25 protein-coding genes are annotated in these 25,895 nt (G+C 61.3%); 9 read left to right on the top strand and 16 right to left on the bottom strand.

The window, feature by feature from the left end:
* Positions 1–7 precede the first annotated feature (7 nt).
* From P9273_RS26985 to P9273_RS27015, 7 genes are all read right to left on the bottom strand, one after another.
* Entirely contained in the window at positions 8–802 is a 795-nt protein-coding gene (locus P9273_RS26985) for an AAA family ATPase (RefSeq protein ID WP_082045310.1), read from the bottom strand.
* Between the two features lie 35 nt (positions 803–837).
* Entirely contained in the window at positions 838–3,042 is a 2,205-nt protein-coding gene (locus P9273_RS26990; RefSeq protein WP_278051491.1) for a GumC family protein, read from the bottom strand.
* Between the two features lies 1 nt (position 3,043).
* Entirely contained in the window at positions 3,044–5,029 is a 1,986-nt protein-coding gene (asnB, locus tag P9273_RS26995; protein WP_278051492.1) for an asparagine synthase (glutamine-hydrolyzing), read from the bottom strand.
* Positions 5,029–6,180 (bottom strand): O-antigen ligase family protein, encoded by a 1,152-nt coding sequence (locus P9273_RS27000; protein ID WP_278051493.1) that lies wholly within the window; start codon positions 6,178–6,180, stop codon positions 5,029–5,031. The genes asnB and P9273_RS27000 overlap by 1 nt, the downstream gene beginning before the upstream one ends.
* 107 nt (positions 6,181–6,287) lie before the next feature.
* Positions 6,288–7,499 (bottom strand): glycosyltransferase, encoded by a 1,212-nt coding sequence (locus P9273_RS27005; protein WP_278051494.1) that lies wholly within the window; start codon positions 7,497–7,499, stop codon positions 6,288–6,290.
* A 328-nt stretch (positions 7,500–7,827) separates the two neighbouring features.
* On the bottom strand, positions 7,828–8,058 hold the full coding sequence (locus tag P9273_RS27010; protein WP_278051495.1) for a hypothetical protein: 231 nt from the start codon (positions 8,056–8,058) through the stop codon (positions 7,828–7,830).
* Positions 8,059–8,342: 284 nt separating this feature from the next.
* Positions 8,343–9,842, bottom strand: coding sequence for a calcium-binding protein (locus P9273_RS27015; RefSeq protein WP_278051496.1), 1,500 nt, complete (start codon positions 9,840–9,842; stop codon positions 8,343–8,345).
* Positions 9,843–10,247: 405 nt separating this feature from the next.
* Between P9273_RS27015 and P9273_RS27020 the strand changes: the two genes are divergently transcribed.
* Together P9273_RS27020 and P9273_RS27025 are read left to right on the top strand one after the other, a co-directional pair.
* On the top strand, positions 10,248–11,996 hold the full coding sequence (locus P9273_RS27020) for a type I secretion system permease/ATPase (RefSeq protein ID WP_278051497.1): 1,749 nt from the start codon (positions 10,248–10,250) through the stop codon (positions 11,994–11,996).
* A complete protein-coding gene (locus tag P9273_RS27025) occupies positions 11,989–13,395 on the top strand; it encodes an HlyD family type I secretion periplasmic adaptor subunit (RefSeq protein ID WP_278051498.1) in 1,407 nt (468 codons plus the stop codon). Before P9273_RS27020 ends, P9273_RS27025 begins: the two co-directional genes overlap by 8 nt.
* Positions 13,396–14,084: 689 nt before the next feature.
* On the opposite strand, the gene P9273_RS27030 is transcribed toward P9273_RS27025, so the two are convergent.
* The gene (locus tag P9273_RS27030; protein WP_278051499.1) at positions 14,085–14,366 is read right to left on the bottom strand and encodes a hypothetical protein; all 282 of its coding nucleotides are present in this window, start codon (positions 14,364–14,366) and stop codon (positions 14,085–14,087) included.
* Between the two features lie 392 nt (positions 14,367–14,758).
* Between P9273_RS27030 and P9273_RS27035 the strand changes: the two genes are divergently transcribed.
* The 3 genes from P9273_RS27035 to P9273_RS27045 are packed head-to-tail and all read left to right on the top strand — an operon-like array spanning position 14,759 to position 16,287.
* Positions 14,759–15,487 (top strand): DUF4142 domain-containing protein, encoded by a 729-nt coding sequence (locus P9273_RS27035; protein ID WP_278051500.1) that lies wholly within the window; start codon positions 14,759–14,761, stop codon positions 15,485–15,487.
* An 18-nt stretch (positions 15,488–15,505) separates the two neighbouring features.
* Positions 15,506–16,066 carry a hypothetical protein gene (locus tag P9273_RS27040; protein ID WP_278051501.1) on the top strand — a complete coding sequence of 187 codons (561 nt, stop codon included), beginning with the start codon at positions 15,506–15,508 and terminating at the stop codon, positions 16,064–16,066.
* An 8-nt stretch (positions 16,067–16,074) separates the two neighbouring features.
* Entirely contained in the window at positions 16,075–16,287 is a 213-nt protein-coding gene (locus tag P9273_RS27045) for a hypothetical protein (RefSeq protein WP_052458971.1), read from the top strand.
* A 45-nt stretch (positions 16,288–16,332) separates the two neighbouring features.
* Here P9273_RS27045 and P9273_RS27050 read toward each other — a convergent pair whose 3' ends face one another.
* From P9273_RS27050 to P9273_RS27070, 5 genes are all read right to left on the bottom strand, one after another.
* Entirely contained in the window at positions 16,333–16,596 is a 264-nt protein-coding gene (locus P9273_RS27050; RefSeq protein ID WP_041003375.1) for a hypothetical protein, read from the bottom strand.
* Between the two features lie 753 nt (positions 16,597–17,349).
* Positions 17,350–17,952: a diguanylate cyclase gene (locus P9273_RS27055; protein ID WP_278051502.1), complete on the bottom strand. Its 603-nt coding sequence runs from the start codon at positions 17,950–17,952 to the stop codon at positions 17,350–17,352.
* 154 nt (positions 17,953–18,106) lie between these two features.
* Positions 18,107–18,532 (bottom strand): hypothetical protein, encoded by a 426-nt coding sequence (locus tag P9273_RS27060; protein WP_041003371.1) that lies wholly within the window; start codon positions 18,530–18,532, stop codon positions 18,107–18,109.
* A 258-nt stretch (positions 18,533–18,790) separates the two neighbouring features.
* Positions 18,791–19,141 carry a response regulator gene (locus P9273_RS27065; protein WP_278051503.1) on the bottom strand — a complete coding sequence of 117 codons (351 nt, stop codon included), beginning with the start codon at positions 19,139–19,141 and terminating at the stop codon, positions 18,791–18,793.
* Positions 19,142–19,511: 370 nt separating this feature from the next.
* A complete protein-coding gene (locus P9273_RS27070) occupies positions 19,512–19,949 on the bottom strand; it encodes a DUF6894 family protein (RefSeq protein ID WP_278051504.1) in 438 nt (145 codons plus the stop codon).
* A 139-nt stretch (positions 19,950–20,088) separates the two neighbouring features.
* On the opposite strand from P9273_RS27070, the gene P9273_RS27075 reads away from it, so the two are divergent.
* Positions 20,089–20,514 (top strand): hypothetical protein, encoded by a 426-nt coding sequence (locus P9273_RS27075; RefSeq protein WP_442920263.1) that lies wholly within the window; start codon positions 20,089–20,091, stop codon positions 20,512–20,514.
* 593 nt (positions 20,515–21,107) lie between these two features.
* Here the strand turns inward: P9273_RS27075 and P9273_RS27080 are convergent.
* Together P9273_RS27080 and P9273_RS27085 are read right to left on the bottom strand one after the other, a co-directional pair.
* On the bottom strand, positions 21,108–21,371 hold the full coding sequence (locus P9273_RS27080; protein ID WP_041003365.1) for a DUF3606 domain-containing protein: 264 nt from the start codon (positions 21,369–21,371) through the stop codon (positions 21,108–21,110).
* 114 nt (positions 21,372–21,485) lie between these two features.
* On the bottom strand, positions 21,486–21,725 hold the full coding sequence (locus P9273_RS27085) for a hypothetical protein (protein ID WP_278051505.1): 240 nt from the start codon (positions 21,723–21,725) through the stop codon (positions 21,486–21,488).
* Between the two features lie 180 nt (positions 21,726–21,905).
* Between P9273_RS27085 and P9273_RS27090 the strand changes: the two genes are divergently transcribed.
* Together P9273_RS27090 and P9273_RS27095 are read left to right on the top strand one after the other, a co-directional pair.
* Positions 21,906–22,691, top strand: coding sequence for an SDR family NAD(P)-dependent oxidoreductase (locus tag P9273_RS27090; protein WP_278051506.1), 786 nt, complete (start codon positions 21,906–21,908; stop codon positions 22,689–22,691).
* A gap of 80 nt (positions 22,692–22,771) precedes the next feature.
* On the top strand, positions 22,772–23,950 hold the full coding sequence (locus P9273_RS27095) for a zinc-dependent alcohol dehydrogenase (RefSeq protein ID WP_278051507.1): 1,179 nt from the start codon (positions 22,772–22,774) through the stop codon (positions 23,948–23,950).
* A gap of 362 nt (positions 23,951–24,312) precedes the next feature.
* Here P9273_RS27095 and P9273_RS27100 read toward each other — a convergent pair whose 3' ends face one another.
* Positions 24,313–24,585, bottom strand: coding sequence for a hypothetical protein (locus tag P9273_RS27100; RefSeq protein ID WP_041003357.1), 273 nt, complete (start codon positions 24,583–24,585; stop codon positions 24,313–24,315).
* A gap of 184 nt (positions 24,586–24,769) precedes the next feature.
* On the opposite strand from P9273_RS27100, the gene P9273_RS27105 reads away from it, so the two are divergent.
* A complete protein-coding gene (locus P9273_RS27105) occupies positions 24,770–25,876 on the top strand; it encodes an NAD-dependent epimerase/dehydratase family protein (protein WP_041003355.1) in 1,107 nt (368 codons plus the stop codon).
* Positions 25,877–25,895 lie beyond the last annotated feature (19 nt).

The raw sequence follows: 25,895 nt of genomic DNA on the forward strand, positions 1-25,895 counted from the left end.
ATGGCGGCTATGGCCCGTGGGGCTCCACTGCTTCGGATGGCTGCTCGACCCGCTGGCGCTCACCATCCGTTGTGCCCAGAATGTATCTGGCGATGATCGCCTGTTCGACGGCCTGCGCGCTTTTCATTGTGGAACGCTGGCTTGAAGTCTTCGCACAGACAACGTTTCGCCCCGACACGGCAAGTATATCGCTTATCGTCTTGAAGACGCTGAGCGAACGCATATTGACGTCGAAATCGGCCTCGAAGAGCCGCTCCGCCGGTGGCTCACGCTCCATGCGCCGGCGAAGACGAGCCGCGACCGTCGCTCGCGGCGCCAGAACTCTGATCGTGAGATCCGCGACCGGCACATCGCCCAGCATCGTTTTGAGAACAGCTTTGTCCGCATTTCCATTGAGCAACGCCAGGGATCCGACCGCCTGAACATAACCCTCGTCGAAGATAAGAATATCGTGGGCCAGCTTGGCTCGATCCCAGGCGTGCGACAGCTTCAATATTTGCTGCCAGATCCGGGCTCGCCAGATCGGTTTTTTCGGTGGCATCGCTCTGAGCATGAGCAGGGATTTCGATAGATTCGACCCTCCATTGCGTGGGAAAAAAATGACCTTAGCCGTGGAGACGGTCGCCGAGACGATCCTCGATACGAACAGAAGGGCGCCCAGATCAAGTTTTCCGGATCTGATCGCTGGTCGGTAGCTGCGGACAACCTCGGCACGGTATCCGTCTTCGCGCAACCGCATGGCAAGAACGTGTGCTAAGGTTGTCTTGCCCGAACCTGGCGGACCGAAGAGCTCGACGATCACGGTTCAACACTCGACATGGCGCTTCGCGGCCGGCCTCACGGGATCCGCGCAAGCAACAAGTCCCCGCTGTCACCGAATCGGAATTTGGCGTGTCGTTTCAGATCGACCCGGGTAAGGACGCTCCCGATCGGAATCGAGCTCGCGCCGTCCCGTTGAAGCAACTCCAAAACGCCGCGGGCGATGTCGCGCGGCGTGCTGTTCCAGCGGATGGCAAGAAGGATCGCGTCGGCCCAACTCGTCAGGAATCTTGCTTCCGGTCCGGCGAGGCCGGATGGCCCGTTGATAATGACCAGGCTGTACTCAGCCTGCAGTTCATCCCTGCATTCAAGGCTATCTGCGCGCGCGAGAAGCTCGAGCAAATCCTCGGCCGGCGCAACGGTCATCAGGTCGATGCCCGCACCGGGCACACTCACGATCGCATCCTCCAGAGTACAGCGATTGCGGATAAAATCGCCGAATGAGCGGTGAGCCTTCGGCCCGCCGCCCTGGCGGACGAACTCCTGCGTTAGTTGATGGCGCGTGGGTTCCAGATCGATCAGAAGAACCGGGCCACCCAACCGTATAGCGGCCAAAGCCAAACTCCAGGCAAGCTCGTTCGCACCCTCATAGCGCAAGCTGGACGTGACCATGATGGTACGTGGGGAACGCAACCTTGCTTGGTTTGGTGCCGCGCTAACCAGAAGCGACGTGACGGCACGACTGTAAGCGGATTTGGGCTGATCCAGAATCAATTGCCGCAGTTGCTTCATTGCGATCTTGCCAGGCTCAGGAATGAGGCCAATGCAAGGAATTCCGAGCGCTGCCTCGGTCTCGGCCTCCCCGCGCAGGGCGCGATTGAACCTGTTGCGGAACAGCACGAAGGCTGCACCGAGTATGGCGAAAGCGATCATCCCCGGAGGCACCAGGAAAATCGGCGGCAAAGTCTGCGGTTTGGCCGGCGGCCATGCCGGGGAAAGGATCGAGACGCCTGCTGAAGGAGCGGCGATGCGCCGCGTCAGATCCTGCTGCCGGCTCAGGAGCTCGTTGTATCTTTGGGTTAGCAGGTTGACCTGGGGTTCGAGCGCGCGCAAACCGGAAAGCCGGCTGGCGGTGTCGGCCACCACGACATCGAGAACATTCTTGCGATCTTCCAGCGCCTTGACCTGAGCCCGGTAAGTGTTCACCTGCGTCTCGGCGCTCGCCAGGCCCTGCTGGATCTCGTTGTCGATCCTCGCGCTCAGATCCTTGTCCGCCGGCGTCTTGGCCTGGCGGGCCGCAAGGTCGGCCAGATCCGGAGTACCCATGGCTTCGGCCAGCGAGGTGATTGGCGCACCCTGTTTGCGAAGATCCTGGATATGTTGAAGGCGCGCCTCCATCGCCGCGAGATCGGCCTTGGACATCGATATCTGCTGGCTGAGATCAGCCCTTTCCCTGGCCGCATTGTCAGCCGCGCCTTGATCGACGGCCCCATGGCTCAGCCTGTATTTCTCCAGCCGATCGGTCGCCGAAACAAGGTCGCTTTGCACGGCGGGCAGACTGGCGACCACTGTATCGAGTTCTTGCCTGTCTTCGGCTTGTCGCCTTTTCGCGAGCTCATCGATATAGACTTGTGAAAATGTATTGGCGACCGTGGCGGCTCGTACCGGATCTTCGTCCGCGAAGGCAACGGAGATCACCCTTGAGCGCAACTCCTGCCCAATCCTTATCCTATTCCTCAGCAGCTTCAGGTCGGGATCGATGGCGGCTTCCCCACTCTGGGGCCAAAGTCGCTCGATGATCTCGGCAGCACGCGACCTTATCGACACAGGAGCTGGACCAGGCCCGGACGTTCCGGTTGTAGGCGAACCCTGCGCCGCCGTGGTGCCTTCGAGTTTGTGCAGCGCAGCCGCTACGCGGCGCAGATGGCCCTGAGACGAAAGCATGGTGATGTGGTCATCGATGCTGGAATCGACAAGGTCCTGCGCGGACGACCCGCCCGGAGCAACGGAACTGCGCGCCGGCGGATCGATTATCAACTGGCTGGTCGCCTCGAACATCACAGGGCGGACCAGGCCGGCCAGCGCCACGAGGATCCCACCGACAAGCGCAAAGGCAAGGATCAGCCATTTTCTTCTTGCCAGGGCAGCCATCAGTTCGTGCGTGGGCGTAGGTGGTTCGTATTCGCGCCGTTGCCGGATGCGATCCCTCTGTTCGACAACTGTTGGAGCAGGTTGGGGAATGCCTTGCGGAAGTTTCATTCGGCTGACGGCGGAACCTGCCATTTCATACTCCTGCCATGTCGAGTTCACGCGACCCGGTCGCGATTGGCGCTTGCCTTGTCTCATAGCGCCAGGCCTGAAACATCAAGGCGGACCACAATTCGCGCGAGCGATCCTGCCCCCGCATATGATCGCGCCAGCAACCGTCTACCTTGGCGCTGTCCAGCACGTCCTCACCGTCATGCCGGATATCGGCGAGAAGATCGGTCGCCCAGCTCCGCAGAGGACCTCTCAGCCATGCGGCAACGGGAACGTCGAATCCTTGCTTCGGCCTGTCGATCAGCCGGTCTGGAAGATAGCGACGCAGCAGATTGCGAAGGATCCACTTGCCTCTGCCGTCGCGCACCTTTGCATCCGACGGCAAGCGCCAGGCGAACTCGATGACGCGGTGGTCAAGCAAGGGACACCGCCCCTCAAGTCCGTTGGCCATGGTGGCGCGGTCCAGCTTCACCAGTATGTCGCCAGGCAAATAACCGGCCATGTCGTCGTAGAGAACGCGCGATAGCAGCCCGTCGAGTTTCGGCGCGGCGATCGATGAAGACTGGTCGTGCCGCGTGAGGCTGGCGGTCGGTGATGTTACCAACCGCTGATACAAATCATCTTCATGCCTTGCGCTGAGCAGGCCGGCGAACCGATTAAGCCGGTCGCTCCGCAGCATGTGGCGCATATTTGCGGCAAGCGGGAGCCTGTCGAGGATATCCTCGCGTGCCGCGCGGGCCAGCAAGTCCAGGCCGGTCGCTAGCGTGCGCCGCACTGCCAACGGAAGACTTTGCTGACGCTTCAGCCGGTCCGCCATGAAGTGACGACCATAGCCGGCGAAGCATTCATCGCCGCCGTCGCCCGACAGGGCGACCGTCACATGCTGGCGAGCGAGCCGTGCCACCAGCAGCGTCGGTATCTGGGATTCGTCGGCGAATGGCTCGTCCCATATCCGGGGCAGTTCCGGAATGACCTGGCGTGCCGCCTCGGGCGAAAGGTGAAGCTCCGTATGATCCGTGCCCAGATGTTTTGCCACGTCGGCCGCATAACCGCTCTCGTCAAATCCCCCCTCCGAGAACGCGATGGTGAAAGTGCGCACCGGGCTTCTGGATTGAGCCTGCATCAAAGCCACGACGGTGGAGCTGTCGATGCCGCCCGACAGGAAGCTGCCCAAAGGCACATCGGCGATCATGCGTTCGCGAACTGCGAGCCGCAGCAGATCGTCGAGCTCGTTGGTGAGATCGTCGTCACTGCCGGCGATCGGGTCCTCGCGGCCCTTGGTGGCAATTTCGGCCAGCGACCACCAGTGCTTGACACGCTGGGAAAGCGATGTGACGCTGCCCGCCTGTGCGATATCCGTCGACCTGACCGAGAGCACGGAACCGGGCGGCAACTTGAACGCATTCCGCCAGATGCATGCGTGATCCGGCACCCATCCTTTCGAAAGCATGGCTCCGGCGGCGCCGAAATCGAGCTCGGGAGAGAAGCTGGGAAAGCACCGGATTGCCTTGAGCTCCGACGCAAAAACCAGGGCATGCCCAGCTAATGCGACGTAGAGAGGTTTTTTGCCGATCCTGTCCCGGGCAAGGTGAAGGGTCTTGGTCTCCAAATCCCATAGCGCAAAGGCAAACATCCCCGCGCAGCGCCTCAGGGAAGACTCAAGACCCCACGTCTCAATGGCGCACAACAGGACTTCGGTATCGCCGGTCCCACGGAACTGTCGACCCGCGCTTTCGAGTTCGCGCCGCAGGTCGCGGAAATTGTAGATCTCGCCGTTGAAGGTGATCACGTAACGGCCGCTGGCGGAGCGCATCGGCTGCCGCCCTGTGCTCGACAGGTCGACGATGGCGAGCCGCCGGTGGCCGAAGGCAATCCCGGCGTCGCGATCCACCCACAGCCCCTGGCCGTCAGGACCGCGGAGCCGAAGCGAGCTTGTCATAGGCCCAATCGCCTCGAGCAACTTCGGGTCCATTTGCGCCGGTGAGATCAGAATTCCAGCGATACCGCACATCACGCCACCCTTACCTGCTGGGGCCGCAGGTGAATCTCGGGACGCATTCCTGCGACGAGGCAGAACGTCAGCGCGAACCACACGATCGGATGACGAATGATCAGATGCGGCATGCTGAAGACGACCACCGAAGCAAGAAGCACCGAGAGCGCGTCGAACCGGCTGCGCCAAGCAGACATGGCGGCCGACCCGACAATCCAAACCAGGGCGAGGACTGCCACCAATCCCCCCTGCAGATAGAGATCAAGAATGGTGTTGTGGGCTTCGAACGGCCGCTCCAGGAATTGCCTGTCCGCGACCGGCGGCCGCTCCAGGTGCGGACCGGGACCAAGGCCGAGCGACCAGGACTGCAGTCCCTTCTCGATCGCTTCGCCCCACAGAAAAACCCGCAGGTCAAACGTCTCCGCAGTCGCCTCGCCACCTCCGTCCTTGGTGAGGCTCTTGGCGAACTGCGCCACGCTGCTCTCCTCGGCGACGGCATATGGCGCAACCGCGACCGCCAGCGGCACGGCGCCGACGATCAGCAAGAGCGCAATCTGCCGGGAAAGACTGGCTCTGCCATCGGCGGATGCGAACCAGGCCCCGAGCCGCATTCCAAGAAACACGAGGCCGCTCAGAATGGTGGTGTAGAGATAGGTGTCGCTTTTGGTCAGCCGTCCGACGTAAAAGATCGGAATAAGGCTGGATAGTGCGAAAAACTGGGCCCACCGGTTGTTGGTGGTCACCGCAAGGTGCAGAGCCAGCGGGCCGAAGACGGCGCAATAAAGCGCGAGTTGGTTTGGATTTTCCGACCAGCCGCGGAAGCGATCCCAATACCACGGATCTACCCCCGACTGATGGACCCAACCCCAGGCAAGTCCGAGTTGGACCATGAAGGCGCCAAAAGCGATTGCGATCACCCACCAGCCGCTGCGCCGAAGACGGGACTCGGCGTCGGGTTCCAAGACGGCAAGACAGGTGACGCTCGCCAGGAGCGCATAGGCCATCGCGTCGTGCGACAGCCCTGTGAGATAGAGCACCGTGGTGGAGTAGCCGACGGCGGTGCCGATCGCCAAAGTCAGCGACAGAAGCAACCAGAACTTCGCCAATTTTAGAAAGGCTGGCGTCGCTTCGATCGGGCCGCCTGCCAGGATTCGGCCGATCGACAGCATGATCCAGAGCACGAGGAAAAGCTCGCCGTAGCCGAATGGCAAGCCCGGTACGGATATCTGCGACGCGAAGGACAAGACGACGCCCGCAGCGAGCAATGCATCCCTTATCATCGGCGTGCCTCGCCCAATCGGCGCTTGGCGATACGGCCCGCCGACGCGGAATGCGCAAGACCGCCCCTGGCCCGAGCCGCCAGCACGCTCCTGTAAAGATCGCAATACTGCTCGACCACTCCCGGTAGGGCAAAACGCTCTCTGACGAGCGCGGCGCTACGAGCACCCATAGCCTTGGCGCGCTTACGATCCGAGAGCAGGTCGACTATGCGATCCGCCAATGCGTCCGCGTCCCGCGGCGCAACCAGATAACCGTTCCATCCATCCTGGACGACATCGGTGCAGCCTGGCATTCTCGAGGCAACGATGGGCAGGCCCGCAAGCCCGGCTTCCAGCAGCACGCGAGGAACTCCCTCGCGGTATTCGGTTGGAAAGGCGAAGACGTCAGCCATGCCAAGAAGCGCAGGAACGTCCTGGCGTTTCCCCAACACAAGTACCTCTGGACCAAGGCGTCGAATTTCCGTTTCGTCGACGGCAAATGGGCCTTCGGATTGCCACGGTCCAATCAACACGAAGCGCGCGTCCGGCCGTTTGGCGAGAACTTTTGGCATGGCCTTAAGGAGGGTCGGAATCCCCTTCTGCCGGGTCAGTCGACCGACAAACATCACGACTTCAGCCGTCTGAAGCCCCAATTCCTGGCGCATCCTTGCAGGCGGCGGCCCAAGGTGCCTCGCCGCCGCGAATGCGCCTATGTCGACGCCTGAACCGGCGATGAGGCGCTTGTCGCTGTATCCAAGCAGCCGATATCGCTCGAAGAAAGTCTGATCGTCGCGGTTCTGGAACACTGTCGCCGCTGTCCAAAGCGACGCCAGCCACTGCAGACCGCAGAAGATCGGCCGAAGCGCCAAGGCGCGCGGCGCACGTGACGAGAAGGTCCAGCCCAGCCCGTTGATCGTGCGGACAACCGGCACCTGCCCTCGCACCGCGAGCGGGGTCAAAAGATTGGGCTTGGTGTCGAAACTCTGCACGATGTCAGGGCGCAACTCGGCCATCAATCCGCGCAGCGCCCTAATCGTGCCCGCTTTCCCGCTGCCGTTGCTGAAGCGGTCGAAGCCATAGCGCCTGTGCGCGATCCCATGCCTTAGGAATGAGGCGCCGTCGCAGGTCGAAACGGCAGTGATCTGGAAGCCCCTCTCACGCACCTCCATGAGAAATGGAATTCGCAGCGCGTGATCCTCGCCGCCAACGCAGACCAGGTGTGGCTTCATTTCACCACTCCCCAAAAGCTGCGGTCCACCAGCTGCCCGAAATGGCTGGAACTTGGATAGTCTTTCATGGCCCGCTGTCTTTGCGAGGAAAGCGTTCAGTCCACCATCAAAGCTAGGGGCGGCCCCTAGACTTGTCCTCGTCTGTTCGAATGACAGGACCAGTGGTCAGGGCAATGGGTATCGGAAACCGCTGCAGATTCGGCAGGACGCCCCGATGGTTACTGCTGGCTGGATGAGAGTCTCTCGCTATCGAGCGTAGAAATGGAGCCACAGCACGGCTCTTCGGAGGAAGCCGGCCGCAAACACGACGCCGACGGACGCCAAGGCTCTATGATGGCCCAGCGCGCGATACAAACTGCGGTCGCTCGATGACGGTGTATTCATACGCCCGGTGCCTTCGGTCTTCTTCAAAGACCCGTATCCATCGGACTTCGGAGTTTCGCAGCGTAACGTCCCGATTGGTTGCGAGCTTTGCGGCCCGGAAGGGCGTTGGCGCAACGATCTTGTGAGAGACGATCACCTTTCCGGCGAAGATCTCCTCGACCTCGTAATTCGGCATGTCACCCTCCGCCCCTTGCTCCACCACCAGCCCATCAACCTGGATCGGGGCAAAATGTTCCCGCGAGCCGCGAAAAACGCGAGGCTGCGGCCCGGCACAAGCAAGAGTTGATCGATTTTTGGAGCGGATGTCCAGGGAAAGTGGAGATCACAAAGGAGATTGAATACCGATCGACGGGAGCTAAGCTCACCGTCAGCTTAGGCCGAACTCCAGCAGGAACGACCTAGGCCGGTCTCGAGGGCTTGCCGGCAGGAGCTGGTCGCTCCCGCCGGTGAGGCATCTTGTCAGACTACAAGAAAGGAGTTTTCACCCAGGTGGAGATGCGGGGCCAGACTCGCAAATTGAGTCTGCGCATGGCCGCCAACTCCGTCGCTGTCGAAGGAAAGCGCTCCTGTCGAGCTGTTGTAGATTATGTGATCGCTCGCATCATGTGCGCTGCGGCCGATGTGGAAATCGCCGGCTGCAAGCGCTCCCTTCTGAAGCCCGGCGAATATGCCGTGGTCGAGATGGATCTTGTCTCGAGAGACGTCGAAACCGGCGATCCTGTCGATATTGTACTTTCCAAGTGCTGTGTTGAACACGAAGGCATCGTGTCCGCCATAGCCCTTCAGCAGGTCCGACCCGCCGCCGCCATTTATCTTGTTATCGCCATTGTTGCCGATGATCGTCTGGCCGAACTCGTTGCCTTTCAGATCGATGGCGGTTTTGCCAGCCTTATTGGAGGTGGAAAGTTGCTCGATATGCGAGCCGGCGGACAGGGCATAGCTGACCGACGCCATCACTTTGTCGAAGCCGCCACGGCTAGCTTCCATGACTTTGTCATGCACATTGTTGATGTGGTAGGTGTCGTTGCCCTTGCCGCCATTGATCACATGATCGTTGTGAGAAGAGTCTGTGGTCGTCTCCGGCGGCGTCGCGTCTGACGTTGGCGGCGTCGGCTGGGAGGTGGCCGGCGGTATCGGCTGGGAGGTAGCCGGCGGTGTCGACTCAGTGGTCGCCGGCGGTGTCGGCTCAGTGGTCGCCGGCGGCGTTGACGAGGTCGAGCTGGCATTGTGCTGCCGGAACACGGCCTGCAGTTCCGGCGAGTTCTCAAGCGCGGTGTCGCCGTTCTGCGAGCCCCATGCATAGGCGTAGTCGAACGCCGGCGACGGCACCAGCTTGGCCCAGTGATCCATCATCGTCTGCATTTGCGACGAGGTGGGCATGACGTGCTTTCCGCCCGTATCGGTTTCCCAGCCGCCGCCGCCAAAGGTCTGGTAGACGGGAATGATCTTGTCGATCGGGATACCTGATTTGACTGCGGCAGCCACGGCCCTGTCGATCATGTCGTAGTCGACGCTGGTTGTGCCGGTGCGCACCGGATAGGGGTCAAGACCGTAGTAGTCGATGCCGGTGTTTGCGGGATTGTAGGTGTTGGTGAAATCGGGGTTGGTGGAAGATCCCATATTCATCATCGTGATGAAGGTCTTCGCGCCCGGAAAATGTGAGTGAATCCAGTCCGATTCCGCTTTCAGATTCTCCGCGCTGGCGTAAGTCCCCCATCTGCCGGTCGGATCCGGCTCGTCCATCAGGAAGAATCCGAAAACCTTCGGGTTGTTGAGGAACGGAGTGACTTTATCGATGAAGGATTGGGTGACGCCATCATGGGCGCTGAGATAGACCAATCCCTTCATTCCGTCGGGAAGCGCGTTCACCTGGGAAAGATATTGGACATCGACCAGATTGAAACCGGCCGTTGCCACCTCGGCGGCCGAGCCGCCAGACGCGTAATGCAGAGTTGCCATGCTTGTCCCTTTTTGTGATTCGGCAACGCCCCCTGCACCCATCGCTTGCCTAGACGAAAGATATATTAGACAGAAATCACATACGGATTTCGCCGGTCAAAATAATTGATCGCAGCCCTTCCTTCGTGGCCACTCTTCACGAAAAACTTAAATGTTTTCAGTCCAGTCACGCTTCGTCACTCAACGTATCAGGAAAATTTTCTTTTGATATTGTCCCCGGTTTCCACCGATTTTACTGCGCCGTTTTGGGACAGAGCCACGATTTCGCTTCATTTGGATTAAAGTAGGCTACATTAGCGACGCTTCACGTCCGGCAATCGCCCGGACTTGGCATATCCAGTCAAAGTTTCCCATCTCGGGCAGCTCCAACAAAGCCGCGCGGTTATCCGCGTGAATCGGAAGGCAATGAAGAGCAAGCAAGAATCCTCCTCCCTTTTACGGATCGCAATGTCGGACTGCGCTCAGGGCTTGTTCGGTGTTGGGATTTTTTCAGCAGTGACGAACCTCCTGGCGTTGACAGGGTCTCTCTATATGCTCCAGGTCTATGATCGGGTGCTGCCCTCCCAGAGCGTTCCGACCCTTGTCGTGTTGACGATTGGAATGCTGGGCCTTTACGCAGCCTACGGGCTGCTCGACTTCGTGCGGCTTCGCCTGTTGGTCCGCATTGCCAGCCGGCTCTATAGAAATCTTCACCAAAGGGCATTCGCGATATCGGTGCTTCTGCCGCTCAAGGCCGGACGGGAGGCGGACAGGCTCAATCCGTTGCGGGATCTTGACCATCTGCGCGGCTTTCTGTCGGGATCCGGGCCGACCGTCATATTCGATGCGCCTTGGATTCCTTTCTACCTGCTGATCATCTATATGCTGCACCCGTCGCTCGGCGTGCTGGCGACGATCGGCGCTCTTGTCGTGGTGGCGCTGACCGCGGTCGCGGAGATCTTCGGTCGCGGGCCTGCCAGACTGACGTCCGAAGCCATGATCTCGCAGCGCGCCCTTGCCGAATCCGGCCGCCGCAATGCGGAGGTCGTCCACGCGATGGGCCTCTCTTCCAGACTGGCCGGGCGCTGGAGCGACATCGTTCATAGCTACCTGACGCATCAGGAGCGGCTCTCCGACATCATAGGAGGAACCGGTTCATTGTCGAAAGCGCTGAGGATGGCGCTGCAGTCTTCAGTGCTGGGCCTCGGCGCTTATCTGGTCATCGGCGGCGAAGCGTCCCCCGGTGTGATCATCGCATCATCGATATTGCTGGGTCGAGCGCTTGCTCCGGTCGATGCGGCGATTGCAAACTGGAAAGGCTTTCTGTCGACGCGGCACAGCTATTTCCAACTCAAGGCAATGTTGGATTCATTCGAAGACCCGATCGAGCCCTTGGAATTGCCCCGACCGCAGACGCGGCTGACGGTCGAGAGGTTAACGGTCGCGCCGCCCGGAATGCCAAAGCCGACCGTGCTCGATGTAAGTTTCCAGCTCTCCAGCGGCGCGGGCATGGCGATCGTGGGCCCGAGCGGTTCCGGCAAGACGACGCTCGTGCGGGCCTTGGTCGGAGCCTGGAGGCCGCTCAACGGCAAAGTAAGGCTGGACGGGGCCCCTCTCGATCAATGGGACCCGCATTCGCTCGGCGCCCATATCGGTTATCTGCCGCAGGATGTTGAGCTTTTCGATGGAACCGTGGCCGACAACATCTCGAGATTCGGCGGCAAGAGCGATCCCAAAGGGGTGCTCGCAGCCGCGAGGGCCGCGGGCGTCTACTCGATGATCATGCATCTGCCTGAAGGTTTCCAAACCCGCATCGGCGAGGGAGGCAGGGCCCTGTCGGCAGGCCAGAGGCAATTGATCGGCCTCGCCAGGGCGCTCTATGGCGACCCGTTTCTGGTCGTCCTGGACGAGCCCAACTCAAATCTCGATGTCGAAGGTGACGCGGCACTTGCCGGAGCGATTCTGGCCGTGCGTCAACGCGGAGGCATCGTGATTGTTGTCGCGCACCGGCCGTCCGCTCTCACCAACATCGACCAGGTTTTGGTGCTGGCCAACGGCATGGTCCGTTCGTTTGGTTCCCGCGAGGAGATCTTGGCGAGCATGACGCGACCACCCGCTCCGCCCACCCACCGTCCGATCATTCCGACCCAGAGAGGTGTAAGCGGACATGCGTGACGTCCTGCCTCGCCTCTTTGCGGACATGCGTGACGTCCTGCCTCGCCTCTTTGCGGACCTGCGCTCCTATGCTGGCTTCGGTGCTGTTTCGCCCTCCGCAGGCGCGAACGCGCTCAAGCCGCCCGGCAGTCTCGGCCCAAGCCTGGCCCTTGGCCTGGCGGTGACTTGCCTGCTTGTCGTTGGCGGAGGGCTGTGGCTCGGCCTGACCGAGATTGCCGGTGCCGTGATCGCCCCCGCGACCGTGGTGGTTGAAAGCAACACCAAGAAGGTGCAGCACCAGGCCGGCGGCACGATCAGCGGCATCTTCGCACAGGATGGCGATCATGTTCGGGCGGGCGACGTGTTGGTCAGGCTGGATGATACGCTGGCACGCGCAAACCTCGAGATCATCAGCGAGGATTTCGACCGCGCCACAGCCCGGCTTGCCCGTCTGGAGGCGGAGCGTCAGGGGCTGACGACAATGCAGATCCCAGCCGCCCTTCAAGCGGAGATGAACAAGCCGGGCGTGGTGGCGCTGGTCGATGGCGAGCGCGCCTTGCTGCAAACGCGGGCTTCGGAATTGGCCGGCCAAAAAACGCTTCTTCGCAGCCAGACCGAGCAGATCCAGCGACAGCTCGAAGGCCTGAAGGCGCAGCAGGCCGCGATGGACGAATCCGCGTCTTTGCTGGGCCGCGATCTCACCGATGTGGATGCCCTCTACTCCAAGAAACTGGTTTCGAAGGAGAGGCTCAGCAACGTCAGGCTGGACGCGACACGGGCCAAAGGCGAGTCCGGGCGGCTGGCGGCGGCCGTCGCGGAGGCGCAGGTCAAGATCACCGAAACCGAGTTGCAGGTCCTGCAGCTTGACGAGCAAAGGCGCAGCGAAGTGACAAAGGAGCTGCGCGAAACGGAAGCCAAACGGACCGAGCTCGAAGAGCGCAAGATCGTGGCTCAGGACGAACTGACCAAAACTGAAATCCGCGCCCCGCAATCGGGGACGATACAGCAATCCACCGTCCACACGATCGGCGGTGTAGTCGCTCCAGGCGAATTGCTGATGACGATTGTCCCCGATGCGGACAATCTTGTCGTCGATGCGCTCATTCCTCCGGCGCGGGTGGATGACATTCAGCCAGGTCAGCCGGTCTCGATCCGTTTCCCGGCCTTCGATGCCGGCACCACACCTGCCTGCCAGGGCGAGGTGAAGTGGATCTCCGCAGACCTGATCAAGGACCCGCAGCGCCAGCTCTCCTATTTCTCGGCACGCATCAGCGTCGAGAACAAGACGAGTTGCCTAAGGGATGCCAAGGTGCTCAAGCCCGGCATGCCGGCCGAGGTTCATATAAGCACAGGCCAGCGCAGTGTCTGGTCTTATCTGCTGAAGCCGCTCACCGACCAAATGTCACGCGCTTTCCGATAGACAGACATAGGGTCTAATCCGGCGCCTCCGAATGTCTGCAAGGCGGCATCTGGCTGAGCGCATCGGTCATGAGGAGCAGCGGGCATGCTTGGAATGATTGCGGGGGCATGAAAGGCGAGAGCGCCTGACCAACGGCGGCCGGATTCAATCATCCTGCCAGTCGCAGGTGCCGCTCGAAAATGGCGGGCTTGTCTCCACAGGGCAGCCGAACCGTTTTCTTGGCATCGCTCGCATTTGAATCTCGTCCTCGCCGCTGCTCCTCACTCTTGTGCGCCGTGCCTCCAAAAAACGCGGCGGCGTCCGGCCGTTCTTGCTTGGGCCGCCCCGCATCCTTCGTTCGCATGGCAAAAAAATTAGCGAACCCTGATATGTCTTGGTTCAGCCGGTGCCATGTTTTTCGTTCCAGCCCCCACCGGTTAGGCCCGGCGCATTGGCGACTCGAGCCGCCGAGTGCCGGGCCGCTCCCGTGCAGAACCGCTGAGCGACGGAGCAAGCGGTCGGGCTGGAATGGACAGGAATCCCCATTGTCGGCGCCGGGAAATCTCTAACGCCAGCCTATCCGGTGATCGATCGGAGGTGAGCCGCGACACCTTGATCCTTAGCGTGGCCTTTCCCGCGGCTCTTTTTGACGCGTTGGCTCATCATCCCTTGCCGCGCACGGCCCGGTTGCGCCTAAAAGAGATGGCCCGCTATGGCTGGAGCAGAGCGCCACCAAATCGCGCCCAAAGATGTTCGCAGTCCCACACCCTCAAGCTTGGTGTTCCTGGTTCGCCATATAAGACCATTGCACCGCGAACATCGTATCCAAGCACTGACGCATTCGCGACGAACTGGATGGCTTGTCCTAAGCTGATGGCGCTGATCCGGGTTTCGATTTTGCTGTTGAGATCGACGACGCCGAAGACCTCCGCGCCTGCACCTCTGCCGGCCAAAACAGCCGTTGAGATCGCATCGTCCAACGCAAGGAGCATCGCACAGTCCCCGCAGTCCAACTCCCCCTAACTTCGACACGCGAAATTTGTTCCGTGTCGCTGACAAGAATCTTCAACTGTCGCTCAAGCGCGGCTAAGCCGCCGAGGCGTCTCTTGGGGCCGCCGAAGCGGCAACCTTGAGAGCTTGGGTTTCTCGGCCAAGGCGACGCCGCGCCGCGCGCCAGGTCGGCGAGCACGGCCGGCGATGATACTATCTGCGCAACCCGGTCGCGACCATGGATGAGGGAAAATACGCAACCATATCGACCAGCTCCGAAAAGCGATCTTGAACGTGAACGGCAGCGCCATTCTCCAATCCGAACGGCTGCGATTGGAACAAAGCCCCAAGACGGTTGTTCGGCCCTATTCCATCGAGCAAAGGAGCTTGGGCCATGAACACGCGGACGCTTCTCGCATCATTGGCAATCGCTGCGACGTCGTTCGCCTTTCCGGCCGTCGCCGCCGATAACGCCCAGACCTTCGTCGACAAGGCCGCCGTCGGCGGGATGTTCGAGGTGGATTCCAGCAAGCTTGCGAAGGAAAGAGCCAAGGAGCAGCAGGTCAAGAATTTTGCGGAGAAGATGATTGCCGATCATGGCGCGGCGAATGACAAGCTGAAAAAGCTCGCCACGGAGCAGAAGCTGCAAGTGCCGGCTCAACTCGACGCCACGCATAAAAGCGACATTGAAAAGCTGCAGAACACCAGGACAGGATTTGACCAGCCTTACGTCGAGATGCAGCGCAGCGCGCATGCCGATGCGGTCAATCTTTTCCAGTCCTATGCCACGGACGGCGACAATCCAAGCCTGAAGGCGTTCGCCGCGGAGACCCTGCCGACACTGAAAATGCATCAGGACATGATCGAGAAGATCGCGGCAGCGAACGCAGGCATGCCGGCAGTCAAGTCGGCATCGACACCCAAGCCGCCTGCCCCCGTTCCGGGCGCCAATAGCTTCACCGAGTCTCAGGCAAAAAACCGCATCCAAGACGCCGGCTATACCGACGTCTCGCCGCTCGCCAAGGACGGCCAGGGGATCTGGCGCGGTCAGGCGAAGAAGGATGGCAAGACCATCTCCGTCGCGCTCGACTATCAGGGCAACGTCTTTGCCGGCCAGCAGTAATCATCACAGGAGCACCAGATGCAAACGATCACCGCGCTGTTCGACGATTATGACGATGCCGCCGATGCCGTCGGGGAGCTTGAGTCCATGGGCGTGCCGACATCCGATCTCAGTATCATCGCAAACAATGCCGATGGCAGACATTCCCCCGCGGCCGAAGACGCGGCCAGCGGAGCCGGCATCGGGGCCGTCGTGGGCGGTGCCGGTGGCTTGGCAACTGGTCTCGGCGCTATCGCAATACCCGGCGTCGGTCCAGTCGTGGCGGCTGGCTGGCTCGCGGCGACCGCCGCGGGCGCGGTCGCCGGCGCCGTCGTGGGTGGAGCGGCCGGCGGCATCATCGGCAGCCTGACGGATGGCGCCGATGTATCGGAACGTGATGCCCAGATTTATGCTGAAGGCCTCCGCCGCGGCGGCACGCTGGTCACCGCCCGCGTCGAGGATGACCTCGCTCCGCACGCACAAGCGATCCTTCACGGTTCCAGGTCCGTGGATATCGCCGAACGGCGGAACGAATACGAAGCGGACGGCTGGACGGGATTTGACCCGGCGGCCAGCGGTTACCGCCAGCAGAGCAAATAGAGGTCGGCGTGAAACGGGTACTGTGGCCCCTGATACTGACAATCGTGGTCCTGCTGGCGTGCTACGGGGCGTTCATCTATGTCGAGCGAGGCTGGCCAACGGCCCCGCTGAAGCGGACGCCCGAGCAGAACCAGGGTGGCAACGCACCGCAGGATACGTCCCCGGCGGCCGGCATAGAGAAGAACCCGCAAGACAGCAACAAAATGCCGGGCAATCAGTGAGCGCCAGGCGAGCGAGTGCGTTCGCCTGATCGTCTGGTGGCGCGCTCAACCGCGTTCGACGAATTTGTTGAAACGGCTGGGCACGCCTTCCGCAGTGATGTCCTGATGCACAAAGGCAAGTTCGTTGTCGTCCAGTATGGTGAAGAACTCTTCCCATTCGATGGGTTCCAGATCGTCTTCCTGGTCACCGAAGTCCACACGCAGCATCGCGCCCTTCGCCGCGGTCCGCGCGACCGCGGGTCTGCCTTGGCGGGCTTCTATCCACGCCCGGATCACCTCGTGATTTGTGGTTTTCAGTGGCTCGCTCATGGGGAATCCTTTCGACTCTGAATCTCCTTCCGCTCTCGCCAGCGAATAAAACTCAATCCTTGTCCGGCTCGCTCGTTCCCGCGGTCTCGCCAAAAACCCTTCGCGGCAGGCATCGACGGGCAAGACAAGGCTCAAACGAGCCTGGATGTCGCGGCTCATCATGCGTCGGCGATCCGGCCACAAAGCCGTTGGCCGGAGCAGACTTTTTCACGGTTCGAAAACTTTGTGAGCGCCTATGCCCTCGAGCTTTGTTGCCTCGAAGCAATCAGAAATTCCTCTATCGTTTCGCCCACCTGCCTTGGTGCCTCCGGGCGCAGCCTTGCACCACCGAGGGAACCAACAGCCGACCTACTGGTTCGGAGGGCATTCAGCGGGGCCTTACCATGCCAATGCAGCCGAAATTGTCGTCGATACCCTGATTGACGGGAACGTCGAGGCCGTGATGGGCCTGCCAGGCGACGGCATCAAGGCACTATGGAAGGCGCTGCAGAAATGCGGGATCAGATTTTCCAAATGCGCCATGATGGCCTGCTGCATTCGAGCACAACAGGCCGGGTAGCCGGGAACCCTTGGGAAAGATTTCAGATGTCTCGAACGTTTACGTGGGCCACGGCCGTGGTAATCGTGCTTATACTTGTCGCCGTCTGGGCTTGGACGGCTCGAGACTCCAGGCGCCCGCCCGGCCAGCAGCCTCCGCCTCACGCGATCAACCAGAACGGCTGATGACGGGCCTCGACGCGACCGGAGGCTTGCTCAGCGCGTTGCCGTCTCGCCCGCTTTGTTTCGCCGCGCCTTGGGAGGAACCAGCCGGCCGGACGCGGCTCGCAAACCCCTGAAAAACTCTTCCACATAAGGCAAGAGCTCGAACAGCAGAATCACCGTCATCACGGTTCCAATATACCCCACGGGCAGTGGCTGCTCCTTCCAGGCGAGGTCAAACCGAGCCTTCTCAGGCCCAAATCCGAACAGCGCCAGGAACTGGCCCCAGTGCAACGAAACCACGCTGACAAGGCCCATCAGCGGGATCATTTCCAGAAAACTGTGCACATGCTGTTCGATGGGAGTTACGGTGCGCGCGGTGGTCGCGTAACGCACATCCCATAGGGCGGTGGCCTCGTGGACAACGAACATGATCATCATCACGGCGATGATCAGTGCATTGATCTCCAAGAACATCGCCGCGAGCAAAGGAATGCCTACCTCGGCGAACATCAGCAGATGGATCAGCGATTCCTTCGCGCCGGTCGTCGATTCGATGTGCGTCGCGCGGTGGCAGAGCCAATCCGCAATTCCGGCAAGCAGCCAGAGGGGCAATACGAAGTACATCAGTATCAGCACCATTGGATCGCTCAGCATTGAGCCGCGCTCCAGCTCTGATCTTTCCGTGCTGCCACGTCTTCTAGGACATCCCTCATGTGAACTCACATTCACGCAAACACCGCCGGGGCCGAACTCCGGCCCGGCAATCGGATGCCGAGCGAGTTCAGGTGCTGCCGACAGCTCGCTTCAATCAGTGCGCAAAGCGGCTTCTCAGCCAGCCAAGCAGACGACTGCCGGTGATGATCCTGCGGACGCGCTGAGCAGCCCAACCTGCCTGCATGGTTGCGCCGGCATGGCAGCTGCAGACGATTTCATGCAACTGCCAATCGGACAGCTCAAAGAAACGTCTGGCTTCCCCGTAGGTGTCGGATCGCAAGCCTGACGCCCTGAGCAGCGGGTCCTCAAAGGCAACCGTGAGCGGGGATCCTGCCGCACGGGCTTCCTCGCGCATCCCTGGGTAAAGATATTCAGTGCCGGTGAGCGCGGCGAGACAGCGCAGCGGATTGCGGTCGAGCAGTTCTGCCCACCTCTCAATCTTTTCAGTCCGCGTGGCGAGCGGCACCAACGGGTTAATATCAGCGACTGTGTGCAATTGGTCGAGCGTTTGGTGTTTCATAGTAGGCTCCCATCCATCCTTCCGTGACCGGTTAATTCCAGCGAGAGGTCGGCGGGCCCGCGCCCGAGGGACCAAAGCGCGGGCCGATCAGTGTTGCCCACCGATCTTCGGCAGACGTCCAGCAGCGGCGCCTGCACAGCACCGAACTGACGGCCATCCCGAATGTTCCGAAGGAAGACCGAATCCCGCGCATTTGGCGGCCGTCGCGGGAAGCGGCGGCGTGTCGGACCGAGGCGTGCTCGGAAATTCGACTGGATCTTAGGCTCGAGCTCGACTTTCGATCATCCGATTTGCAAGCCTGACCAGATCCTGGATCGCCGCCGGCTTCGGCAGGTATGGCGCGTCGTGAAAGGCGGGTGCCTGAAATTCAGGCTCGTAGCCCGAATGCACCACGAAGGGCACACTCAGTGCTTTGAGAAGGCTGGCGGCAACGCCGCGCTGGCCGTCCAGCAATTGTATGTCGATTATGGCCAAATCCGGCCGGTGATCGGCCAGCCATGTTTGGGCTGCCCGGTCGGAGGCCACGCAGGCGACGTCGAAACCGCCGTCCATCAATCCATTCGCTACGTCCGAAGCGATCAGATACTCGTCTTCCACGATCAGAGCCAAGGGCGACCTCATATCTGCCTCCTAGCGTTCACTGCTTGTTGCGGTCTGGGAGGCGAAGGGCTCCTCGTTGGCGCTGGCCCTCGTCTAAGCCTTGCGGCGTCGCGCTTTGAGACCTTGCCGGGCGGGAAACCGAAGCACTTCCCCTTGCAGCTCCCCGTCGACATTGCCGACGGGGTTGGGACCGGCCTGAACCGGGCCGCTCTCCCGGGGCTGGTGGAGCATGACCACGCCTGGCATAGCCAACGCGAGGCGCGACCTGAGCAGGCAGGCAAGCTTTGGGTGCAACCCGTCGCCTTTGGGAGCCGCCATCGCGTCCAGCGAGAGGAAGGGGAGCATCATTTTTCCTTTCTTAGGCTGTGCGGCGCGGTCCTCATTCCGCCGCCGCCTTTACGCGCCTTGCCTCATTGAAGTCGACCGACGACACGATCTTGCCGCTTCCGTCGCGGACGCGGACGGCCCAGCCCTCTTGCCCGCCTTCGGTCCTGTCGTCCAACAGATCGATTGCCGAACGCAATGCCTCGTCATGCACGGCCTCCAGGCTCGCCAACTCCACCCCCTGGAGCTGGCGCACGCTGTTGTTGTCGCGATACTCGAATGTGAACGGACCCCGCGGCTTATCCGCAGGTCCACCGATGTCGCGATAGCTGTCCGGCCCGGATAGCTCGTCCGTATTGCCGAAAGCCGCACACTGGACCATCATCTCTGTGGCGCAGCCGACGAGGGCGGCTTTGTCAAGCGTCAGATGCGGGTCGGATATCGCCATTGTGACGGCAATCTTTTCGCCGCCCTCGCCGAGAAATTCGACCACCGTGCCTTCCGGCCCGGCATGTATTTCAGTTCCGAGAACCTGCATTGCTGCCTCGTCGTCTTCGCATCGGTGAAGATTAAAGCTGGCCCAATCGGAAAGGTTCCGGGTCCACTACGGCTCGTCCTCCGCGATGGGTGCCATGCCCGAAAACGCGCGCCACGTCGTGGCGGCATTCTTCTTCACCTCCGACGGCCTTGTTGGAACAGCAGGGCCGAACAGATGTTTGGTTGCGAAGGAGCTATCCATGATCTCGCCGAGCAAGCGAACATCTGCCGAAGACCGAGGCCAAATCCAGGCGGGCATGACCGAAGACAAGACGCCCGGGTTCGATCCGGCGGCCGCGCCCCAGGAGACGGATGCCGAAGCCGGCGACGGCGCCAATCCGACTGGCCCCGCGACACGACATGAAGCGAAGTTCACCAACCAGGCGACTTTCGCCAATGCAATGCGGCGCCCGGATAATGCGTCCGGCCTTCATCCTGAAAGGAAAGGGCCCGTCTTGGTGATCGCTGCAGCCGTGGTTCTCGCGGCCGCCGTGTTCCTGCTTGCCGCGCTGCTCGGGTAGCTCCCGTGCCGGGCTCTCGCCAACGGACGTGGCGTTCCAACGCTGAAATATCGTCTCCCATTCAACAGCCCAGGAGGTGATTTTTGATGTCAACGTTGAAAAAGCTCCTTCGCCATCTGTGGCGACGGAAAATCCAACCGACGGCTGCCCCGTCTCCGGTCGATGCGATCGTGCGGTTGTTGCGCGAAGCAAAGGACCAGGAGTTGCGCGGCGGCAAAGGGTAGAAATTTCGATCCTTTCGCGTCCTGCCGTTCGGAACAACCGCCCACCGGGCAAGTTGGGGGCGCTCCAACGGTTGCTGGAACAACGCACGGTGACGGCGCGAAAGATAGACAAGGGCAGACATGAGCGCACATCGGCTGCGGCGCGCGCGTTGGTTGAAGCAGAACGACTGACGCGCCAAGCAAAGACGGCTCGACTGCGGGAACAGCGTCTGGCGGCGACGCCGCCAACAGAGGCGCCCTCGCCCGCAAAACCGCCACCTCACGCGACTAGACCCAAGCCGCCAATGAAGAAGCGAAAAACAACCGATATCAGCTAGCATGTAGCTCCGGCTCAGTGCTGCCGCATCCTGACAAAATGGCGGGAAGAGATCAGTGCGGCCGGGTCGTCTTGCCCAGATGCATCGGCGTGGCCTGCTGGCGTGCCTGCCTTGTCACTTGGTCAGCCCCGCCGACATCTTGATCGCCGGACTCCTTCAGTGCCTTGGCAGCCTCGGTCAAAGTGGCGCGATCGTCCCCATGTTCAGCAATGAGCCGCTTTACCTGCTCGACAGCGAGCCCGTTCTGGCGGGCGAAATGCTCGATCTCGTGGTCTTGCTCGACTGCGTCTCGTGATTTGCCTGTGCTGTTCGCCACCTCGGATCCTCCTCGAAATGCATCGACGGAAGAGCAACGCCTTCCAGCGCCATTTGTTGCCACTACGCGGGAAGCAGGCCTTACACGGGCTGGCGTGATCGAGTGTTACGAAAACTAGTCCCCGGCCGCTGGATCTTCAGACCCGGTCTCGACCTCATCAAATATATGTTCGTGGACAATACCCAGGATTTGCAGCCTCACCGCCTCACGCGCCTCCGGCTGAATAAACGGCATTAGGAGGTCGACCGTCTCTACGACCCGTCGTGGCAGATCGGCGCTGCGGTCGGTCAAACGGCTTCCATGGTCGTAAATGTTTTCAGTTAGCTTTTTATCCAGATCCGAGAAAGTGCCCATCGCTATCGCTCCGAAGCTGACGTCGGAACGGCCGGATCCTAAAAATGGTTCCGTGCTTCGGGAGCACCACTGGTTTCGCCGCTGCAATGTTCGCCGGGCCCGCCAGATCACAAAACGCCCGGAACAATCGCACGCGTCGCATGTTCGGCCAGACCATTCTTGAACGGCTGGAGGAACCAAATGAATAACGAGAAGCTCGCGGTCGTGACCGGCGCCTCCAGCGGCATTGGCAAGGAACTCGCCAAACTATGCGCGAAGGACGGATACGACTTGGTGATTGCCGCTGACGAACCGGCGATAGAGCCGGCCGCGGAGGCGCTGCGGTCGCACAATGTCGCAGTCGAAGCCGTCGAAGCCGATCTCGCGACCGAGCAAGGCGCCAACGCATTGATCACGCAGGTTGGCGACCGCGATATCGACCTTCTGTTGCTCAACGCCGGGCGCGGCCTGGGCAGAGGTTTCGTCGACCAGGACTGGGTCAAGGCTCGCCGCGTGATCGATACCAATATCACCGGCACCGTCTATCTGGCGCATCGGCTCGGCCAACAGATGGTTCGTCGCGGCAGGGGCCGGATCCTGTTTACAGGCTCCATCGCCGGCTTCATGCCCGGCACTTTCCAGGCCGTCTACAACGGCACCAAGGCCTTCATCGATTCCTTCGCCATCGCACTGGGCCATGAGCTGAAGGACAGCGGTGTGACCGTGACGCTGCTGATGCCCGGCGCGACGCAGACCCGCTTCTTCGAGCGCGCCGACATGTTGGATACCGAAGTGGGGACGCAGGAGAAGGACAATCCCGCCGACGTGGCCAAAGATGGCTATGAAGCAATGATGGCTGGAGAAGCACAGGTCGTCAGCGGTTTGGCGAACAAGCTGCAGGCCGCCGCCGCCCACGTCACGCCGGCCGGCACCCTGGCCGAACAGCATCGCAAGATGGCAGAGCCGGGCTCCGCGAACAACGCGTGAGACGGGCGAAGCCTGCGGAACATTCGAGACAGGCGCAAGTTCGGCCAGCGATCCGGCAACATCCAGTCGAGGACAGTCCGATGAAAGCACTGACGTGGCACGGCAAAGGCGACATCCGGTGCGACGCGGTCGCCGATCCATCGATCGAGGACGATCGCGACGTCATCATAAAAGTCACATGCTGTGCCATCTGCGGCTCGGACCTGCACCTCATGGACGGCTATATGCCGACGATGAAATCGGGCGACGTGCTGGGTCACGAAACGATGGGCGAAGTGGTGGAGGTCGGCCGTGGCCACACCAAGTTCAAAAAAGGCGATCGTATTGTCGTGCCCTTCAACATCTCGTGCGGCGAATGCTGGTTCTGCCAGAAGGGCTTGTTTTCGCTCTGCGATCGTTCCAACCCCAATGCCGAGCAGGCGGCCAAGGTGATGGGCCAGTCGCCCGCCGGGCTGTTCGGCTATTCGCATCTCGTCGGAGGCTACTGGGGCGGTCAGGCAGAGTACCTGCGTGTGCCGTTCGCCGATGTCGGCCCGATCAAGGTGCCTGACGGACTGGACGACGAGCAGGTGCTTTTTCTGTCCGATATCTTCCCGACCGGTTATATGGCGGCAGAAAATGCCAACATCCAGGAGGGCGACACCGTCGCCATATGGGGCTGCGGACCGGTCGGCCAGTTCGCGATCCAGAGCGCGTGGATGCTCGGTGCTGGCCGGGTGATCGCCATCGACAAGGTGCCGGAGCGGCTTGCCATGGCGCGCGACCACGGCAAGGCGGAGACACTCGATTTTAGCACCTCCGATATCTACGACGCCCTAATGGACATGACCGAGGGGCGTGGACCGGACAGTTGCATCGACTGCGTCGGTACCGAGGCGAACGCCGGCGGCAGCTTCGATTCCATAGTCGATAAGGTCAAGGCCACTGTCTATCTCGGCACCGACCGGCCGCATGTGCTGCGCGAGACGATCTATTGCTGCCGCAAGGGCGGCACCATCTCGGTGCCCGGCGTCTACATCGGCCTTGTCGACCATATCCCATTCGGCGCAGCGATGAACAAAGGGCTCACATTCCGCATGGGGCAGACCCATACCCAGCGCTATCTAGAGCCGCTCCTGCAGAAGGTGCAGGGCGGCGATATCGACCCCTCCTTCGTCATCACCCACCGCGCCGGCCTTGAGGCCGGACCCGATCTATACAGGAAATTCCGCGACAAGCAGGATGGCTGCGTCAAAGTGGTGATGCGCCCCCAAGGCTGACATATCGCGTCTCGGCCAAATCCGCATGGGCGCCGCGTCGTCCGATCCACACACGGAGATTTGCCATGGCTCGACCGAAAAGTACATCCAAGCCGGCTGTCAGAACGCCCAATGCAGAAGGCCTGCCGCGCCCCCGTCGCGACGCAAGAGACAGCGATGCCGGTGCAAAACCGGTGGCTCCGAAAAACGCCGGCGCTGCCGAGAAGCCGTATTCCTCGCAGCTCGACAGCAGGGTTGCCGATCGGAATGCCGGGCGCAGGCACGAAGCCGGTGCGACGCCGCGGCCGACAGACAAGCCGTTGGATTGAGGCGCGGCGCCGGCCGTCGCTCCAGCGCGCTAAAATGGGTCCGCTGGCGCCTGGTCAGCTTTTTGCGCCGCGCTCGACGAATTTGTTGAAACGGCTTTCTCCTCCGCTTTCGGCCTTGTCCTGGTGAAGGAAAGCCAGATCGTTCTCGTCGAAGATCCTGAAGAACTCATCCCACTCGATCGGCTCGAGCGCTTCTTCCGGTTCGCCGAAATCGATGCGCAGGATGCCACCCTTGCCTTTGGTGCGGACCACGGCGGGATGGCCATCCCTTTCCTCCACCCATTTACGGATTTCGTCGTGATTGGTGGTCGTCTTCGCCTCGGACATGGCTTTTCCTTTCTCGCAGCGGGACCGACGCGGCCCTAACAGCGCGCAAAGGGCAATGTTCCAACCGATCGGCAGTCCGACAGCGGATTGTCACGCGCATTGCGGGAGGAACTTTGTTGAAGCAGGGAACAAACCTTTTGGCCCGCAGTTCGGGAGCCCAACGCCAAATCCGCAAGGAGTTCTCGTGAAACGTGTACTGGTTACGGGGGGCTGCGGTTTCATCGGCCGGCATGTCGCCCAGGAGCTCATCGAACATAACTATGAAGTGCGTATCCTGGACGTGCTTCTGGATCAGGTACATGGCAGCGAGGCCATCAGCATCCCAGCTGGCGTCGAGTTGATAAAGGGTGATGTGCGCGACGCAGGAGCAATGGCCGAAGCCGTTTCGGGTATCGACGCCGTCATCCATCTCGCTGCCGAGGTCGGCGTCGGCCAATCCATGTACGAGATCGCTCGCTACGTCGGCACCAACGATCTCGGCACCGCGACCCTGCTCGAGGCATTGATCAAGAAACCGGTCGAACGGATCGTCGTCGCGTCCTCGATGAGCATCTACGGCGAAGGTCTCTATGAGACACCGGACGGGCGGCGCATCGACGATGCCCGCCGCAAGCCAAGCGATATCAGGAACGGCCAGTGGAACCTGTTGTCGGCCGCGGGCGAAAGCCTGTCGCCGATTCCGACGGACGAGGAGAAGCGGCCTGACCTCGCCTCGATCTATGCGCTGACCAAATATGCGCAGGAGCGTGCAGTGCTGATCTTCGGTCAGGCCTATGATGCGGATGCGGTGGCATTGCGCCTGTTCAACGTCTTCGGCGCCGGACAGGCGCTCGCCAATCCCTACACCGGCGTGCTCGCCAACTTCGCCTCGCGCCTTGCCAACGGGAAGCGGCCGATGGTCTTCGAGGACGGCAAGCAAAAGCGCGACTTCGTCCATGTGCAAGACGTTGCCCGCGCCTTCCGTCTGGCATTGGAGCAACGCCAGGCAGCCGGCCACGCCATCAACATCGGCAGCGGCCGGTCCTACGCGATCAGCGACGTCGCCCGCCTGCTCGCCGAGGCGATGGGCGTGCCGAAGCGGCCGCCCGAAATTCTCGGCAAGGCGCGCTCCGGCGACATCCGCAACTGCTTCGCCGACATCGGCAAGGCGCGCGAGCTGCTCGGCTTCGAGCCGAGCCGCCGGCTGGAGGACTCGCTTGGCGAATTCGCGGCCTGGGTTCGCAACAGCGTCGCCATCGACCGCGGCGCCGATATGAAGCGTGAGCTTGAAGAGCGAGGGTTGGTGTCATGAGCCAACGGCATCGGAACCT

The sequence above is a fragment of the Mesorhizobium sp. WSM4935 genome (genome assembly GCF_029625735.1).
Lineage (GTDB): Bacteria > Pseudomonadota > Alphaproteobacteria > Rhizobiales > Rhizobiaceae > Mesorhizobium.

What these genes read in the sequence shown, in the direction of transcription:
- P9273_RS26990 (WP_278051491.1), bottom strand. Translation starts at nt 3,042, where the DNA reads ATGGCAGGTTCCGCCGTCAGCCGAATGAAACTTCCGCAAGGCATTCCC.
- asnB (WP_278051492.1), bottom strand. Translation starts at nt 5,029, where the DNA reads ATGTGCGGTATCGCTGGAATTCTGATCTCACCGGCGCAAATGGACCCG.
- P9273_RS27000 (WP_278051493.1), bottom strand. Translation starts at nt 6,180, where the DNA reads ATGCTGTCGATCGGCCGAATCCTGGCAGGCGGCCCGATCGAAGCGACG.
- P9273_RS27005 (WP_278051494.1), bottom strand. Translation starts at nt 7,499, where the DNA reads ATGAAGCCACACCTGGTCTGCGTTGGCGGCGAGGATCACGCGCTGCGA.
- P9273_RS27010 (WP_278051495.1), bottom strand. Translation starts at nt 8,058, where the DNA reads ATGCCGAATTACGAGGTCGAGGAGATCTTCGCCGGAAAGGTGATCGTC.
- P9273_RS27015 (WP_278051496.1), bottom strand. Translation starts at nt 9,842, where the DNA reads ATGGCAACTCTGCATTACGCGTCTGGCGGCTCGGCCGCCGAGGTGGCA.
- P9273_RS27020 (WP_278051497.1), top strand. Translation starts at nt 10,248, where the DNA reads ATGAAGAGCAAGCAAGAATCCTCCTCCCTTTTACGGATCGCAATGTCG.
- P9273_RS27025 (WP_278051498.1), top strand. Translation starts at nt 11,989, where the DNA reads ATGCGTGACGTCCTGCCTCGCCTCTTTGCGGACATGCGTGACGTCCTG.
- P9273_RS27030 (WP_278051499.1), bottom strand. Translation starts at nt 14,366, where the DNA reads ATGCTCCTTGCGTTGGACGATGCGATCTCAACGGCTGTTTTGGCCGGC.
- P9273_RS27035 (WP_278051500.1), top strand. Translation starts at nt 14,759, where the DNA reads ATGAACACGCGGACGCTTCTCGCATCATTGGCAATCGCTGCGACGTCG.
- P9273_RS27040 (WP_278051501.1), top strand. Translation starts at nt 15,506, where the DNA reads ATGCAAACGATCACCGCGCTGTTCGACGATTATGACGATGCCGCCGAT.
- P9273_RS27050 (WP_041003375.1), bottom strand. Translation starts at nt 16,596, where the DNA reads ATGAGCGAGCCACTGAAAACCACAAATCACGAGGTGATCCGGGCGTGG.
- P9273_RS27055 (WP_278051502.1), bottom strand. Translation starts at nt 17,952, where the DNA reads ATGCTGAGCGATCCAATGGTGCTGATACTGATGTACTTCGTATTGCCC.
- P9273_RS27060 (WP_041003371.1), bottom strand. Translation starts at nt 18,532, where the DNA reads ATGAAACACCAAACGCTCGACCAATTGCACACAGTCGCTGATATTAAC.
- P9273_RS27075 (WP_442920263.1), top strand. Translation starts at nt 20,089, where the DNA reads ATGCCCGAAAACGCGCGCCACGTCGTGGCGGCATTCTTCTTCACCTCC.
- P9273_RS27085 (WP_278051505.1), bottom strand. Translation starts at nt 21,725, where the DNA reads ATGGGCACTTTCTCGGATCTGGATAAAAAGCTAACTGAAAACATTTAC.
- P9273_RS27090 (WP_278051506.1), top strand. Translation starts at nt 21,906, where the DNA reads ATGAATAACGAGAAGCTCGCGGTCGTGACCGGCGCCTCCAGCGGCATT.
- P9273_RS27095 (WP_278051507.1), top strand. Translation starts at nt 22,772, where the DNA reads ATGAAAGCACTGACGTGGCACGGCAAAGGCGACATCCGGTGCGACGCG.
- P9273_RS27100 (WP_041003357.1), bottom strand. Translation starts at nt 24,585, where the DNA reads ATGTCCGAGGCGAAGACGACCACCAATCACGACGAAATCCGTAAATGG.